Below are 15,427 nucleotides of genomic sequence, written 5' to 3' on the forward strand. Positions count from 1 at the left end.
CCTCACTCCTCCGGCGTCGGCGGCCGCTCCAGCAGCCGCGAAAGCACCACCGTCGACACCGTCCGGTCCACGATCTCCAGCCCGCGCAGCCGCTCCAGCGCCGTCTCCAGGTGGTGGATGTCCGCCGCCCGCAGGTGGACGATCGCGTCCGCCGCTCCCGACACCGTGTACGCCGCCACCACCTCCGGCAGCGGCTCCAACCGCGACCGGATCCGGGCCGGCGTGATGTTGCCCTGGCACGTGACCTCGACGAACGCCTCCGTTCCCCAGCCGAGCGCCTCCGGGTCGACCACCGCCGTGAACCCCCGCAAGATGCCCGTTTCGAGGAGCCGGTCGACCCGCCGCTTCACCGCCGGGGCGGATAGTCCGACCACTTTGCCGATCTCCGCGTAGCTGGATCGCGCGTTGGCCACGAGGCACGAAACGATTCGCTGGTCGATGGTGTTCACACGCAACACTTAGCACAGATACGCGCAGCGAACAGCGATTGATTGCGATATTTGGCGCCCCTTACCCTGCAATCATGCAGGAGATGCGCGTACCGACCACCCGTCGATACCTGATGTGCCCCCCGCGCCACTTCGCGGTGGACTACGTCATCAACCCCTGGATGGACCCGACCCAGCCGGTCAGCGCCGACCTCGCCGTCGCGCAGTGGACCGAGCTGCGTGACACCTACCGCCGCCTCGGCCACACCGTCGAGGAGATCGACGCCCAGCCCGGCCTGCCCGACATGGTCTTCGCCGCGAACTCCGGCACGGTCGTCGACGGCCGCGTCCTCGGCTCGCGGTTCCGCGCGCCGCAGCGCGCCGCCGAGGCCGAGCACTTCCGCCGCTGGTTCGTCGAGCACGGCTACCGCGACATCACGATGCCCGAGAAGATCAACGAGGCCGAGGGCGACTTCGCCTGGACGGGCACGCTGCTGCTCGCCGGCACCGGCTTCCGCACCGACCCGGCCGCGCACGCCGAAGCCCAGGAGGTCCTCGGCGTCCCGGTCGTCTCGCTGCACCTGATCGACCCGCTCTACTACCACCTCGACACGGCGTTGTTCGTGCTCGCCGAGGCGACTGACACGGCCCGCGCGCAGATCGTCTACTACCCCGAAGCGTTTTCGGCCGGCTCGCGCCGCGTCCTGGAGCGGCTGTTCCCCGACGCCGTGCAAGCGACGAAGGAAGACGCCGAGTGTTTCGGCCTCAACGGCGTATCCGATGGCCGCAACGTCGTCCTCCCCGTCGAGGCCACCCGACTGGGTGAACTTCTCGCCGATCGGGGGTACGAGCCGGTCTACGTCGACATCTCCGAGCTGCGGAAAGCCGGCGGCGGCCCCAAGTGCTGCACCCTCGAAATCCGAAAGGGCTGATTTTCCGCAAAAACTGTAACTCACCCGTTTGCCATGGCGATTAATCGAGGTAACAAATCGACTACTCGCAGTGGCAGGCGGTGAGAGCGGTGACGGTGAACCTCGCCCTGCACGGGATCGGGCGGCCGGCTCGTCAGCTCGACCCCGGTGAGGACGAGCGCTGGGTGACGGTCGAGCAGTTCGAGCAGGTGCTCGAGGCCATTCAAGACAAGGCGCACGTCCACCTCACCTTCGACGACGGCAACGAGTCCGACGTCGAGATCGCCCTGCCCCGGCTGGTCGACCGCGGGCTGACGGCGGAGTTCTTCCCGCTCGCCGGCCGCCTCGGCCAGCGCGGCTACCTCGACCGCGCCGGCCTGCGCGAGCTGGCGCGCGCGGGGATGGAGATCGGCTCGCACGGCTGGGAGCCGCGCGACTGGCGCCGCCTCGACGACCGTCACGCCCGCCGCGAGCTGACGGACGCGCCGAAGCTCCTCGGTGACCTGTGCGGCCGTCCGGTGCGGCGGTACTCGCTGCCGTTCGGCGCTTACGACAAGAAAGTGCTGACGCGGTTGAAGCAGGCGGGCGCGACGCGCGTGTACTCCAGCGACGGCGGCGCGGCGAGCCAGGACGGGTGGCTGCAGGCGCGCACGGAGCTCAGCCACGACCTCGACGACGACTGGCTGGACGACGTGCTCGTCGCCGGGCACCGGCGGGCCGGGAACTGGGTGAGCCGGGTCTTCCGGCGCCCTGTCCGTTAAGCCTGGTTCGGCCGACCTGGCCGGTCCCGGTCATCGGCACATGGTCGAGACCAATTTCCCGCGCCCTCCCACGGTGAGCAGCCTTTTCGTCAACCGCGCTCGCATGATGGGAAACTCCCGCACCGTCAGGTCTTGTACCCGCCTTCGCCCCGGGTGCATCCTGGTCGCCTCGCCGCCGTAAGGAAAGTTTCCTAACTAAAGGGAGCACCGAGAATGCGGAAACTGATCCTGCTCGCGACCATGGCGCTCGCCGCGGCCGTGCTGCCCTCGGCCCTCGCGTCCGCGGCACCGGCACCGGCCCCGGCCGCCGCACCCGCCACCACGGCGGCCGCTCCGACCGCGGCCCAGCTGCTGGCGAAGACGAACAGCTGCAAGCAGATCTCCAACGGCAAGTACAAGACCGACGAAGACGTCTCCGGCAAGACTGTCGCCGTCTGCGACGCCAACGGCGCGGTGTTCTGGAAAGCCGACATGGACATCGACTGCGACGGCCAGCGCTCCACGCAGTGCAACGAAGACACCGACTGCTGTTACCAGGACGACACGGCGTTCCACCAGTCCGACGGCAAGCCGCTCAACGCCGCGAAGCTGCCCTACATCGTCGTGCCGAGCTCGAGCAGCATCTGGAAGTACTCGTCGTCGCAGCTGAAGGGCGGCGGCTCCTGTGCCGTGATCTACAACGGCAAGGTCGAGTACGCGGTCATCGGCGACACCGGGCCGACGCAGATCATCGGGGAAGCCTCCTACGCGACCGCGAAGGACCTCGGCATCAACCCCGACCCGTCCAACGGCGGCACCGACTCCGGGGTGACGTACATCTGCTTCAAGAACTCGACGGTCTCGCCGATCGAGAACCACTCCGCCGCGACGAGCAAGGGTGAGAGCCTCGCCTCCACCTTCGTGAACAACAACTGACCCACGCACGCGAGCCGGGGCCGATCCGTTCAAGACCGGATCGGCCCCGGCTGCTGTGCTGGGAGCATGAGCAAGGAACTGCTGAAACTCGCCAACATCGGACCCGCGATGGTCCGCGACTTCGCGCGGCTGGGCATCACCGAGCCCGCGCAGCTGGCCGGGCAGGACGCCGTTGAACTGTACGAACGCCTCTGCGAGATCGACGGCGTCCGGCACGACCCCTGCGTGCTCGACACCTTCATGTCCGCGGTCGACCAAGCCGACGGCGCCCCGCCGCGGCCGTGGTGGACCTACACCCCGGAACGGAAACGCCTTCTCGGGACCCGCTGACCGAAACCGCGCCCACCGGGTTGATCACCCACGTGCAACCTGCAATTCGAGATCCGATTTTTACGCGAAAACCGTTACGCCTAACGGCCGTCTCACGCTTTACCCCGTTCGCCGTCCCCGCGGTAACGATCCAGGGGGGCCCGCCGACCAACTCATGGGTCGCGTGGGAAAAGCGGAGGTTTGGCGTGAAGATCAGTGTCTTCGGGCTCGGTTACGTCGGTTGTGTCTCCGCCGCGTGCCTGGCGGGACAGGGACACCGGGTGGTCGGCGTGGACGTCAACCCGGTCAAGATCGACCTCATCACCGCGGGCAACGCCCCGGTGGTCGAGGAGCGGATCGGCGAGCTGACCGCCGAAGTCGTCGCGAGTGGCGCGCTGAGAGCCACGACCGACGTCGCGGAAGCCGTCGCCGACAGCGAGATCTCGCTGGTCTGCGTCGGCACGCCGTCGGCGCCGAACGGCAGCCTCTCGACCGTCTACCTCGAGCGCGTCGCCGAGGAGATCGGCGAGGCGATCGCGAACAAGAGCGAGCGGCACACCGTCGTCTTCCGCAGCACGATGCTGCCGGGCACCTGCCTGGACCTGCTGGTCCCGATCCTGGAGAAGTCCTCGGGCCGCACGGCCGGCGTCGACTTCGGTGTCGCGGTGAACCCCGAGTTCCTGCGCGAGGGCACCAGCGTCCGCGACTTCTTCGACCCGCCGAAGACCGTGATCGGCGAGATCGACGCGGCCAGCGGCGACGCCGTCGCGGCGCTGTACGAGGGCTTGCCCGGGCCGGTCTTCCGCGTGCCGATCCCGGTGGCGGAGATGACGAAGTACGCCGACAACTCCTTCCACGGCCTGAAGATCGGGTTCGCCAACGAACTCGGCTCGATCTGCCGGGCGCTCGGCCTCGACTCGCACCAGGTGATCGACGTCTTCCTCGCCGACACCAAGCTCAACATCAGCCCGGCCTACCTCAAGCCCGGGTTCGCGTTCGGCGGCTCCTGCCTGCCGAAGGACCTGCGCGGGCTGGTCTACGCCGCGCACCGCGCCGACGTCAGCGTGCCGATCCTGTCGCACGTGCTCGCGTCCAACGCCGATCACCTGCAGCGCGCGTTCGACCTGGTCGCGCGCACCGGCAAGCGCAAGGTCGGGCTGTTCGGGCTGTCGTTCAAGCCGGGCACCGACGACCTGCGCGAGTCCCCGCTGGTCGAGCTGGCCGAGAAGCTGCTCGGCAAGGGCTTCGACCTCAAGATCCACGACGCCAACGTCAGCCTCTCGCGGCTGATGGGCGCCAACCGCGAGTACATCGAGGGCCGGCTGCCGCACCTCGGGCAGCTGCTCGCCGGGTCCGTCGAAGAAGTCATGGACCACGCCGACGTCCTGCTCGTCGGCACCAAGGACCCGGACGTGCTGGCGGCCCTGCCGCACGGCGGCGACCGGGCGATCATCGACCTCGTCCGCCTGCCCGACGCCGCCGAGCGTCGCCTTGAAGAGGGATACGCCGGCCTTGCCTGGTAAAGCGCTCATCCTCGTCGAAAACCTGTCCGTCCCCTTCGACCGGCGGGTCTGGCAGGAGTCCACGACCCTGCGCGACGCCGGGTGGGAAGTCCACGTGATCTGCCCACAGGGCACGAAGCGCGACACCGAGGCCGAAGCCGTCGTCGACGGCGTCCACATCCACCGGTACCCGCTGACGGCGGCGACCGGCGGGCCCGCCGGCTACCTGCAGGAATACGGCACCGCGCTGTGGCACACGCTGCGGCTGGCGCGCAAGGTCGGGCCGGTCGACGTCGTGCACGCCTGCAACCCGCCGGACCTGCTGTACCTGGTCGCGAAGGTGCTCAAGCGCCAAGGCGCGCGGTTCGTCTTCGACCAGCACGACCTCTGCCCGGAGCTGTACCTGTCGCGGTTCGACCGCGGGCAAGACCTCCTTTACCGCGGGGTCTGCGCGCTCGAACGCGCCACCTACCGCGCCGCCGACGTCGTGATCTCGACGAACGAGAGCTACCAGCAGGTCGCGCGGATCCGAGGCGGCAAGCGGCCCGAGGACGTCTTCGTGGTGCGCAGCGCCCCGGTCGTCGAGCGGTTCCACGAGGTCCCCGTCGAGCCCGAGCTGAAGAAGGGCAAGCCGCACCTGCTGGCGTACCTCGGCGTGATGGGCCCGCAGGACGGCGTCGACTACGCCCTGCGCGCGCTCGCGAAGCTGCGTGACGAGATCGGGCGCACCGACTGGCACGCGGTGTTCGTCGGCTCCGGCGACGCCTTCGACGACATGGTCGCGCTCTCGGCCAAGCTCGGGCTGGCCAACCAGGTCGAGTTCACCGGCCGGATCCCCGACGAGGACCTCGTTCGCTACCTGTCCACCGCCGACGTCTGCCTGTCGCCGGACCCGCTGAACCCGCTCAACGACGTCTCCACGATGAACAAGGTCATGGAGTACATGGCGATGAGCAAGCCGATCGTCTCGTTCGAACTGCGCGAAGCGCGCGTTTCGGCGGGCGACGCGGCGGTCTACGCCCCGGCGAACGACGAGTCGGCGTTCGCGAAGCTCGTCTCGCAGCTGCTGGACGACCCGGAGGAGCGGGTCCGGATGGGCAAGCTCGGGCAGGCCAGGGTCGCCGGCGCGCTCTCGTGGGAGAACTCGGCGAAGAATTTGCTGGCCGCATATGAGCACGCCGTGAAGTCTTGATCGCCGTTGGGTCAAGAAGTCACCGGACCTGTAACCAAAGCTCGCGGCTCGACGACGGATCGGGTAACCGGGCGATCATGTGACCCCGTTCGGCGTACCCGTCTCAGGAATGGAGATACCGCCGTTGACTGACGACACGGTGCGCCTGGCCCTGATCGGGCAGGTCCTTCGCCGGCGCTGGCGGCTGCTGGCCGCCCTCGCCGTCCTGGGCGCGGCGGTGGGTGCCGGCGCGTCGGTGCTGTTCTCACCCGGCTACCAGACGTCCTCGAGCGTGTTGCTCCAGGGACCGCGCCAGGCGGACGAGCTGCTCACGCAGGTCGACGTCGCCACCAGCTCGGTCGTCCTCGACCGCGCCGCGGCCGTGCTGCCGTGGCACCCGAGCGGCGCCGACCTGAAGAAGCAGGTCACCGCGTCGGTGGCGAACGGCAACGTCGTGACGGTCACCGTCTCGACCGACACCGCCGAGCACGCCCAGCAGCTCGCCGACCAGGTCGCGCAGCAGTTCGTCAAGTACTCCGGGCAGCTGGCGAGCAACTCCGCGGACGCGTCGGTGCAGCTGGCTCAGGAGCAACGCGAGTCGCTGCGCCAGCAGGTCCAGCTGACCACGCAGAAGATCAGCGACCTCGCCAAGACGGTCGGCGGCGACCTGACCGTGGAGAGCGTCCAGGTCCGCACGCAGCTCGAAGGCCTGCGGACGTCGCTGGAGCAGGCCATCAACGACCTCAACCAGGCCGACCTCGCGACCGGCGTCGGCAACACCGTCGTACTGGGGCCGTCCGAGCGCCCGACCGGGCCGGCCGCCCCGACCCTGGTGCAGCTCGCCGCCGGGGGCGCGGTCCTGTTCTTCCTCGCCGGCGTGTTCGGCCACCTGTTCGCCGCGCGCGCCGACCGGCGGCTGCGGGGCGAGCCGGAAATCGCTTCGGCGCTCGGCTCGCCGATCCTGGCCGGCGTCGACGTCACGACACCGCAGGGCGACCGCCTGCCGGCGACCGGCCTCTACGGCAAGCTGCGGCGGCTGCTCGGCGGCGACCGGCCGTGGGTGCTGCCGCCGATCGCGACGTCGGCCGACGAGGTCAACCGCGACATCCGCTACCGCCGGGTGCTGGCCCGGCTGGCCACCGGCCCCGCCGACGTCCTGCTGCTCGTCGCCGAAGACGACGAGACCGGCAAGCTCGCCGCCGGGCAGCTCGCCGAGCTGGCCGACCGCCTGTCCGTGCCGCTGCGGATCTTCGAGTTCGCGGCCGGGCGCCCGACGGTGCCGGACGCCGGTCCCGGCTCCGGCGTCCTCGTGGTGCTCAGCGCCGGCTCCCGCACCGCGTGGGAGCTCGTCCGGCTCGCCGAAGCCTGCTCCGACGCGGGCCAGGAGATCGTCGGCGCGGTCCTCACCCATCCCGTCCGGCCGTCCGGGCCGGAAGCCGAACCCGTGGCGGAAGACGCCCCCGAGAAAGCCCTGGCAGGTTCGGCGTGACGACTACCTCCGAGACTCAGGCCGCCCCGCTGGTCGATCTTCAGCGGCTGTTCGTCGCGATCCGCCGTCGCAAGCGGCTTTGGCTGGCCACCGGGCTGCTCGGCCTGATCGCCGGAGCGCTGGTGGCGATCGTGCTGCCGACGCCGCCGACCGCGGTCGCCAAGGTGATCGTGGTCCACCAGGACGACTCGCCGACCGACAGCGGCACGCTGATGCGCACCGACGTCGCGGTGCTGTCGACGACCCAGATCGCCGAAGGTGCCCTGAAGAAGCTCAACAGCACCGAGGCGCCCGAAGAGTTCATGAAGAACTACGCGGGTCTGCCCGTGACGAACAACGTCATGCAGATCACCGTCAAGGCCAAGAGCAACGAAGAGGCCGTCGCGCAGGCGCAGGCGCTGGCCGACACGTTCATCGCCGACCACGTCCAGCGCAGCCAGGCCGCCGCGGCCGCGGAGTCGAAGGCCATCCTCGACCAGCGCAAGAACGCCCAGGACGAGCTGACCAAGGTCGACGCGCAGATCGCCGACGAGACCGGCAAGGGCCGCAACGCGAACGCCAGCACCCTCGAAGGCATGTACGGCCGCCGTGCCGCCCTCGCGTCGCAGGTCTCGGACTTCGACTCCCGCGCCCAGCAAGCCGGCATCGGCAGCCCGCAGGTCGCCGCGGGTACGCAGATCGTCGACGCGCCCCGCGTGCTGCCGAAGGCGTTCCTCAAGACCACCGCGACCAACTCCGGCATCGGCTTCGCGCTCGGTCTGGTGCTGGGGCTGGCGATCGCCGCCATCGGCGCGGTGTCGCGCGACCGGCCGGTGCTGCGGCGCGAGATCTCCACGCACCTCGGCGCGTCCGTGCTCGCCCAGCTGTCGTCGAAGCGCCGGGGCCCGGCGCGGCTGTGGCAGCGCTCGCGGGCGGTGTCCGAACGGCAACGCGTCGCGACGACGCTGGTACGCGCGATCAAGAAGGACCGGCCCGCGGTGTCGCTGCTGGAGCTCGGCGCGCCGAAGGTCGCCGCCGCGCTCGCCCTCGACATCGCCACCGAGCTCGCCGCCGACGGCAAGGCGAGCGTCCTCGACGACCTGCCGGGCGAGGACGTCCGCAAGCTGGCCGGGGAAACGAACAGCGACGTCACCGTCGTCGGTGCCGGCGACCCGGACGCCGAGCCGGACGAACGCCGGGTCGGCGTCGGCACGGTTTCGCCGGGCACGGCGTGGACGGACCTCGAGCACCTCGGCCGGGAGACCGTGCTGGTCGTCAAGGCCGGGCACGCGAACACGCTGTGGCTGCACACCGTGGCGCGGCAGCTCGCCGACCAGCAGATCCCGATCGTCGGCGTGGTGCTGGTCGACCCGGATCCGCGCGACAAGTCCGACGGCACGCTGTGGGACGGCCTGCACACGGCGCTGCGCGGCCGGGCGAAGGCGGCGCCCGCGATGCATCGCGTCTCGGTCGTCGAGAACGAGGATCGCATCGACGAACTGGCCGCCCGCATCGCCGAGCGCGTCGCGGTCGCGGAGCCGCCGACGCGGCGGATCGCGCCGGTCCGGCCGGTCGTCCCGCCACCGGTGAAGTCTCCCGCGCCGCTGCCGGAACCCGGCAAGGTCAGCGTCCCGGACCACCTGGACGCACCGACGAAGAAGTTTGCCCCGGTCAAACCGCCGAAGCGGCCGACGCCGTTCAAGCGCGACCACGGCGAACCGGCGCACAAAGGCGAACTGAACGCCGAACTCGAGCCAGAAAAGAGCGCTGTGACAACCGGGGCTTCGCCCCGGGCCGGGGGCTTCGCCACCCAGACCCCCGAAAAGAGCGCGGAGGTCTCCTGACCACCATGCGCCGCAACCAAAAGGGGACCCACTCGAGATGTGCGGCATCGCAGGCACCTACCTCTGGCCGGACGGCGGGCCGCTCACCGACCGGCTGACCAAGACGCTGGCCCACCGCGGGCCGGACGGCTCCGGCCGCTACGACCACGCCGTCGGCGGTGGCTCCGTCCACTTGGGACACCGCAGGCTGTCGATCATCGACCTGTCCGAGACCGGCGCCCAGCCGATGGTCCTCGACGGCCTGGCGCTGAGCTACAACGGCGAGCTGTACAACGCACCCGAGCTGCGGGCCGAGCTTTCCGCGGCCGGTGTGCGCTTCCGCGGCACGTCCGACACCGAGGTGCTGCTGCAGGCGTGGCGGCGCTGGGGCACGGACTGCCTGCCGAAGCTGCGTGGGATGTTCGCCTTCGCGCTGTTCGAGGAAGGCACCGGCGAGCTGTTCCTGGTCCGCGACCAGCTGGGCATCAAGCCGCTGTTCTTCGTGCGGCGGAACGGCGGGGTCGCGTTCGCGTCCGAGCTGAAGGCGCTGGCCGGCGAGCTGGGCGGGTCCCTGCAGATCGACAACGCCGCGCTGATCGCGTCGCTGCTCTACTACTGGGTGCCGGACAGCCGCTGCGCCTACCAGGGCGCGGAGAAGCTGCAGCCGGGCACGTGGCTGCGCTGCCGCCCGGACGGCCAGGTCGACCGCGGCCGGTTCTGGTCGCTGCGGGAGGTCGCCGAAGAGGGTGCCGCCTTCGAGGGCGAGGTCGACCTGCACGAGGTGATCGCCGAGTCGACGGCCAAGCACCTGCTCTCCGACGTCCCGGTGGCGACGTTCCTCTCGGGCGGGCTGGACTCCAGCTACCTGACGGCGCTGGCCGCGCGCTCGCAGCCGGGGATCTCCGCCTACACCATCGGGTTCCGCGCCGAGGACGCCAAGTTCGAGGCGATGCCGGACGACCTCAAGTACGCCCGTGTTGTTGCCGCGAAATTCGGCGTCGACCTGCACGAGATCGAGATCGCGCCGCAGGTGCTCGACCTGCTGCCGAAGATGACCTACCACCTCGACGAGCCGATCGGCGACCCGGCGGCGATCAACTCGTTCATCATCTGTTCGGCCGCGCGCGACGCCGGCGTCAAGGTGATGCTGTCCGGGATGGGCGCCGACGAGCTGTTCGCCGGCTACCGCAAGCACCTCGCGAACCTGATCGCGTTGCGCTACCACAAGGTTCCGGGCGCGGTCCGGCGTCCGGTCGAATCCCTTGTGGACCGGTTGCCGGTGGCTTCGGCCAAGCGCGGGTACCGGTCGGTGCGGTTCGCCAAGCGGTTCCTGTCGTTCGCGGGCCTGCCCGAGGAGACGGCGTTCCGGCGCAGCTACACGATGTACGACCAGGCCGAGCTGCTCTCGCTGGTGAACCCGGACTTCGCGCCCGCGGTCGAGGACGTCCTGACCGAACACGCGGACACCTACAACGACCAGGCACTGGACGACTTCGTCAACCGCATGTGCCTGGCCGACTCGCGGATGTTCCTGCCGGGGCTGAACCTGACCTACACCGACCGTTCGACGATGGCGGCGTCCACCGAGGTGCGGACGCCGTTCGTCGACGTCGAGGTCGTTCGCGCCGCGTTCAAGATCCCGGGCGACAAGAAGATCGTCGGCCGCGCGGGCAAGGTCGCGCTGAAGAACGCGGCGCTGAACATCCTGCCCAGCGAGATCGTGCACCGGCCGAAGGGCCTGTTCAGCGCGCCGCTGCGGGCGTGGATGAGCCGCGACCTGGCGCCGCTGGTGCGGGAAGTCGTCAACGAGGGTGTGCTCGTCGAGTCCGGCTTCCTGCAGCGGGAGGCGTTGCAGCGCATGGTCGCCGAGGACGCCGCCGGTCAGGAGGACCGCAGCAAGCACCTCTGGCACGTCTTGACTCTTGAGTATTGGTACCGGAACGCGATGTCTGGAGCGGGAGCGAAGTGAAGCAGGTAGTGCAGAACTACAAGAGCGGTGAGCTGGCACTGCTCGAGGTGCCGGAGCCGGCGTGCAAGCCGGGCGGTGTGCTCGTTCGCACGGTGTACTCGCTGATCTCGACCGGCACCGAGATGATGAAGGTGTCCGAGGCCAGCCTGTCCCTGGTGGGCAAGGCGAAGGCCCGCCCGGACCAGGTCGCGAAGGTCATGCAGAGCGTCGCCACCAACGGCCTCTCGGCGACCTACCGCAAGGTGACGTCCAAACTGGACTCCTACACCCCGCTCGGCTACTCGCTGTGCGGCATCGTCGAGCAGGTCGGCGACGGCAGCACCGACGTCGCGGTCGGCGACCTGGTGGCCTGCGCCGGCAACGAGCACGCGCTGCACGCCGAGCTCAACTGGGTGCCCAAGAACCTCTACTCGCGCGTGCCCAACGGCGTCGACCCGCGGCACGCGGCGTTCGGCACCGTCGGGTCGATCGCCATGCAGGGCGTGCGCCGCGGCGAGCCGCAGATCGGCGACGTCGCGCTGGTCATCGGGCTCGGCCTGATCGGCCAGCTCGTCGTGCAGCTGCTGACGTCGTCCGGCGTGCGCGTTGTCGGCGTCGACCCCGACCCGGAGCGCTGCAAGCTCGCCGAGAGCCTCGGCGCGCTGACCTGCGCGCACCCGGCGTCCGGCATCGTCGACACCGCCGTGGACGAGCTGACGCACGGCGCGGGCGTCGACCAGACGTATCTTGCGGCCGGCGGCAACACGAACGACCCGGTGGAGCTGGCGGCGAAGCTGTCGCGCGACCGCGGCCGCGTGATCGACATCGGCAAGTGCAAGCTCGACCTGCCGTGGAACGCCTACTACGAGAAGGAACTGGACGTCCGGTTCTCCCGGTCCTACGGGCCGGGCCGCTACGACCCGTCGTACGAGCTCGAAGGCCGCGACTACCCGATCGGCCAGGTCCGCTGGACCGAGCGCCGCAACCTCGAGTGCGTCCTCGACCTGCTCGGGCGCGACCGCCTCGACGTCGAGCCGCTGATCACGCACGTCTCGGACTTCTCCGACGCCGTTTCGACGTACAAGTCCTTGAACGAGGGCGAGCTGAAGGCCGTCGCGGTGCTGTTCCGCTACCCGGACGCGGTCGCTCGGACGGAGCCCGTGGTCACGTCCGCGCGGGTCGGGCTGGTCGAGCACAAGGCCGCGCCGTTGCCGGCCGGGCAGCCCGTGCGCCTGGGCTTCATCGGCGCGGGCAACTACGCGTCGTCGATGCTGCTGCCGCACCTCACCGAGCGTTCGGATGTGCAGCTCGGGCACGTCGCGACGACGTCGGCGCTCTCGGGCGCCAACGCTCGGCGCAAGTTCGGTTTCGCCGGCGCCTCCACCGACATCGACGACGTCCTCGGCGATTCGTCGATCGACGCGGTGTTCGTCGTGACCCGGCACAGCTCGCACGCCGAGCTGACCCGCCAGGCGTTGCTGGCGGGCAAGTCGGTGTTCGTCGAGAAGCCGCTGGCGCTGTCCGCCGAGGAACTCCAGAAGGTCCTCGACGCGATCGAGGAGTCCGGCAACGACCGCCTGCAGGTCGGCTTCAACCGCCGGTTCGCACCGCTGCTGCACGAGGCCCGCGGCCAGTTCGGCCCGCGCGTCGGCCCGGCGTCGGTCCGGTACCTGGTCAACGCCGGCCGCCTCGACCACGGCAGCTGGTACAACCAGACCGCCACCGAGGGCTCCCGCTTCGCCGGCGAGGGCGGCCACTTCATCGACACGGTGAGCTGGCTGCTCGACGCCGACCCGGTATCGGTGTACGCCACCGGCGACCTCCAGGTGACGCTCGGCTACGAAGACGGCTCGACGGCGGTCATCACCTACGCGGAGACCGGCTCGTCCGGCTTTCCGAAGGAGACCCTGGATCTCACGGCCGACGGCAAGGTGCTCAAGTTCGACGACTTCGTGCGCGCGTCGGTGTACTCGCGCAAGAAGTGGGCCAGCTCCCGGATCCCGAAGGGCCGCGACAAGGGCCAGGCGGCCGAGGTCGACGCGTTCCTGACGGCAGTGCGGACGGGCGGCCCGATGCCGATCTCGATCGCGTCGCTGGCCGCGACGACCCTGGCGACGTTGGCGGCGCAGGCAAGCGTCTCCAACGCGGCGCCGGTCCGCATCGAGCTGCCGGGCAAGGCGGGTGCCCCGGCATGAGGAGTGTCGCGCCGGAGCTGTCGCGGAAGGCAGGTGCCCGGACATGATGGGTCCCGGCTGGTACCTGCGCCGGCTCTCCCGGATGGGGCCGGCGGAGGTCGTCGGTCGTGCCCGGCATGCCGTTGTCCAGCGGCAGTGGCGGACCGCGCTGCCCACGCCGCCCGACTGGCCGTCGCACCCTCGCTTCACCGCCGCGCTGCCGGAAGGCGTGCTGGGCAAGGTGTCCGGCGAAGCCGTCAAGCGGCTGCTCGCCACCGCCGACGAGCTGATGGCCGGCCGCGCCGAGTACTTCGGCGTGGTCCGCTCCGACTTGGAGGCGCCGGACTGGTTCCTCGACCCGAAGACCGGCCGGCGCGCCCCTGCCGACGTCTACGCCTTCGACGTGCCGTACCGGTCGGAGGACACGGTCGGCGACATCAAGCAGATCTGGGAGCCGTCGCGCCACCAGCACCTCACTGTGCTGGCCGCGGCCTACGCCCTGACCGGCAACTCGGACTACGCCTCGCGCGTGGCCGCCCACCTGCGTTCGTGGTGGGCGGAGAATCCGCCGCTGCGGGGGCCGCACTGGGTGAGTGGCATCGAGCTGGGCATCCGGCTGCTTTCGTGGGTCTGGACGCGCCGCCTGCTCCACGGCTGGGCCGGTGCCGCGGAGCTGTTCGAGGAGAACCCGGACTTTCAGCTGCAGCTGTGGCACCACCAGAACTGGCTCTCGACGCTGCGCAGCCACGGCTCGTCGGCGAACAACCACGTCATCGCCGAGGACGCCGGGCTGCTGGCCGCGGCGTGCGCGTTCGGCTGGTTCCCGGAGTCGCCGGGCTGGCGGACCGAGGCGATGCGCTCCCTGGACGTCCAGCTGGCCCGCAACACCTTCGACTCGGGACTGAACGCCGAACTGGCGTCCGAGTACCACGGCCTGGTGCTGGAGCTCGGGCTCGCGGCCGCGGTCGAGGCCGACGCGGCGGGCACGCCGGTGCCGGATGCGACGTGGGACGCCCTGCTCCGGATGACCGACGCGTTGGCGTCCATTGTGGACAATCGGCTGCGGCCGCCGCGGCAGGGCGACGCCGATGACGGCTTCGGCCTGATCGTCGACGGGCTCGAGACCGACCGCTGGGCGTCGTTGCCGGCGACCGGTGAGGCCCTGTTCGGCCGCCTCGACTGGTGGCCGCCGATCCCGGGCGACGACGTCCGCACGCCGCTGCTCGCGTCTCTCGCTTCGCGCACCCCGCGGGCCACCGGCGTCCGCGCCGGCCGCCGTCCCGCGCACCTGCGCGACGCGGGCATGACCATCCTGCGGTCGGGCCGGATCTGGGTCCGCTGCGACGGCGGGCCGCACGGCTTCCTGTCGATCGCCGCGCACGCCCACGCGGACGCGTTGTCCGTGGAAGTCCGGCACGACGGCGTCGACGTCCTGGCCGACCCGGGCACGTTCTGCTACCACGGCGAACCGCGGTGGCGGTCGTACTTCCGCTCCACGCTCGGCCACAACACCCTCGAGCTGGGCGGGACCGACCAGTCGGTGTCCGGCGGGCCGTTCCTCTGGACGCGGCACGCGGTCACGAAGGTGCTCGACGTGCGCACCCCCGACGAAGGCCCCTCCCGTTGGACGGCGGCCCACGACGGCTACGCGCCGGCGGTCCATCGCCGCACGGTCGAGCTCGACGGCGACGTGCTCAAGATCGTCGACGAAGTGCTCGGCGACCCCGGCCCGGCCGCGCGCCTGGCGTTCCACCTCGGCCCGGCGGTCACCGTCCAGCTGGCGGGGAACGTCGCCCACCTGCGCTGGCAGGGCACCTCCACCGGTTCCGTGGCCCCGGTGCACACCGCGGTCATGGAACTGCCGCCCGAGCTGTCGTGGACGGCCCACCGCGGTGAGCTCGACCCGCCCCTCGGCTGGTACTCCGCGGGTTTCGGCCGCAAGGAGCCCTCGACCACGCTCGTCGGTTCCGGCACCGCCGGACTCCTCGCCACCATGCTCCGCTTCAGTTAGGACCCG

The 15,427-nt window shown here is 70.5% G+C and carries 12 protein-coding genes; 11 read left to right on the forward strand and 1 reads right to left on the reverse strand.

Features of this window, described 5'->3' with window-relative positions:
• Positions 1–2: 2 nt before the first annotated feature.
• Positions 3–449 carry an Lrp/AsnC family transcriptional regulator gene (locus tag AB0N03_RS14670; RefSeq protein ID WP_364370703.1) on the reverse strand — a complete coding sequence of 149 codons (447 nt, stop codon included), beginning with the start codon at positions 447–449 and terminating at the stop codon, positions 3–5.
• 83 nt (positions 450–532) lie between these two features.
• Between AB0N03_RS14670 and ddaH the strand changes: the two genes are divergently transcribed.
• The 11 genes from ddaH to AB0N03_RS14725 all read left to right on the forward strand — a co-directional run bounded on the left by ddaH (position 533) and on the right by AB0N03_RS14725 (position 15,421).
• Positions 533–1,360 carry a dimethylargininase gene (gene ddaH, locus AB0N03_RS14675; RefSeq protein ID WP_364371003.1) on the forward strand — a complete coding sequence of 276 codons (828 nt, stop codon included), beginning with the start codon at positions 533–535 and terminating at the stop codon, positions 1,358–1,360.
• 80 nt (positions 1,361–1,440) lie between these two features.
• Positions 1,441–2,100 (forward strand): polysaccharide deacetylase family protein, encoded by a 660-nt coding sequence (locus tag AB0N03_RS14680; RefSeq protein ID WP_364370706.1) that lies wholly within the window; start codon positions 1,441–1,443, stop codon positions 2,098–2,100.
• 213 nt (positions 2,101–2,313) lie between these two features.
• A complete protein-coding gene (locus tag AB0N03_RS14685; RefSeq protein ID WP_364370709.1) occupies positions 2,314–3,015 on the forward strand; it encodes a glycoside hydrolase family 75 protein in 702 nt (233 codons plus the stop codon).
• 66 nt (positions 3,016–3,081) lie between these two features.
• Positions 3,082–3,345, forward strand: coding sequence for a helix-hairpin-helix domain-containing protein (locus AB0N03_RS14690; protein WP_364370712.1), 264 nt, complete (start codon positions 3,082–3,084; stop codon positions 3,343–3,345).
• Between the two features lie 185 nt (positions 3,346–3,530).
• Positions 3,531–4,847, forward strand: a complete 1,317-nt coding sequence (locus tag AB0N03_RS14695) for a nucleotide sugar dehydrogenase (RefSeq protein WP_364370715.1) — start codon at positions 3,531–3,533, stop codon at positions 4,845–4,847.
• Positions 4,837–6,018 (forward strand): glycosyltransferase family 4 protein, encoded by a 1,182-nt coding sequence (locus tag AB0N03_RS14700; protein WP_364370718.1) that lies wholly within the window; start codon positions 4,837–4,839, stop codon positions 6,016–6,018. Before AB0N03_RS14695 ends, AB0N03_RS14700 begins: the two co-directional genes overlap by 11 nt.
• A gap of 109 nt (positions 6,019–6,127) precedes the next feature.
• Positions 6,128–7,486 carry an exopolysaccharide biosynthesis protein gene (locus AB0N03_RS14705; protein ID WP_364370721.1) on the forward strand — a complete coding sequence of 453 codons (1,359 nt, stop codon included), beginning with the start codon at positions 6,128–6,130 and terminating at the stop codon, positions 7,484–7,486.
• Entirely contained in the window at positions 7,483–9,309 is a 1,827-nt protein-coding gene (locus AB0N03_RS14710) for a Wzz/FepE/Etk N-terminal domain-containing protein (RefSeq protein ID WP_364370724.1), read from the forward strand. Before AB0N03_RS14705 ends, AB0N03_RS14710 begins: the two co-directional genes overlap by 4 nt.
• A gap of 37 nt (positions 9,310–9,346) precedes the next feature.
• Complete coding sequence (gene asnB / locus AB0N03_RS14715) at positions 9,347–11,257, forward strand: asparagine synthase (glutamine-hydrolyzing) (protein WP_364370727.1); 1,911 nt, start codon at positions 9,347–9,349, stop codon at positions 11,255–11,257.
• Positions 11,254–13,431, forward strand: a complete 2,178-nt coding sequence (locus AB0N03_RS14720; protein ID WP_364370729.1) for a bi-domain-containing oxidoreductase — start codon at positions 11,254–11,256, stop codon at positions 13,429–13,431. Before asnB ends, AB0N03_RS14720 begins: the two co-directional genes overlap by 4 nt.
• 43 nt (positions 13,432–13,474) lie before the next feature.
• Positions 13,475–15,421 (forward strand): alginate lyase family protein, encoded by a 1,947-nt coding sequence (locus AB0N03_RS14725; protein ID WP_364370732.1) that lies wholly within the window; start codon positions 13,475–13,477, stop codon positions 15,419–15,421.
• Positions 15,422–15,427: the final 6 nt, after the last annotated feature.

Origin of the sequence: Amycolatopsis sp. NPDC051061 (assembly GCF_040682935.1) — a bacterium.
In the GTDB taxonomy this organism is placed as follows: domain Bacteria; phylum Actinomycetota; class Actinomycetes; order Mycobacteriales; family Pseudonocardiaceae; genus Amycolatopsis.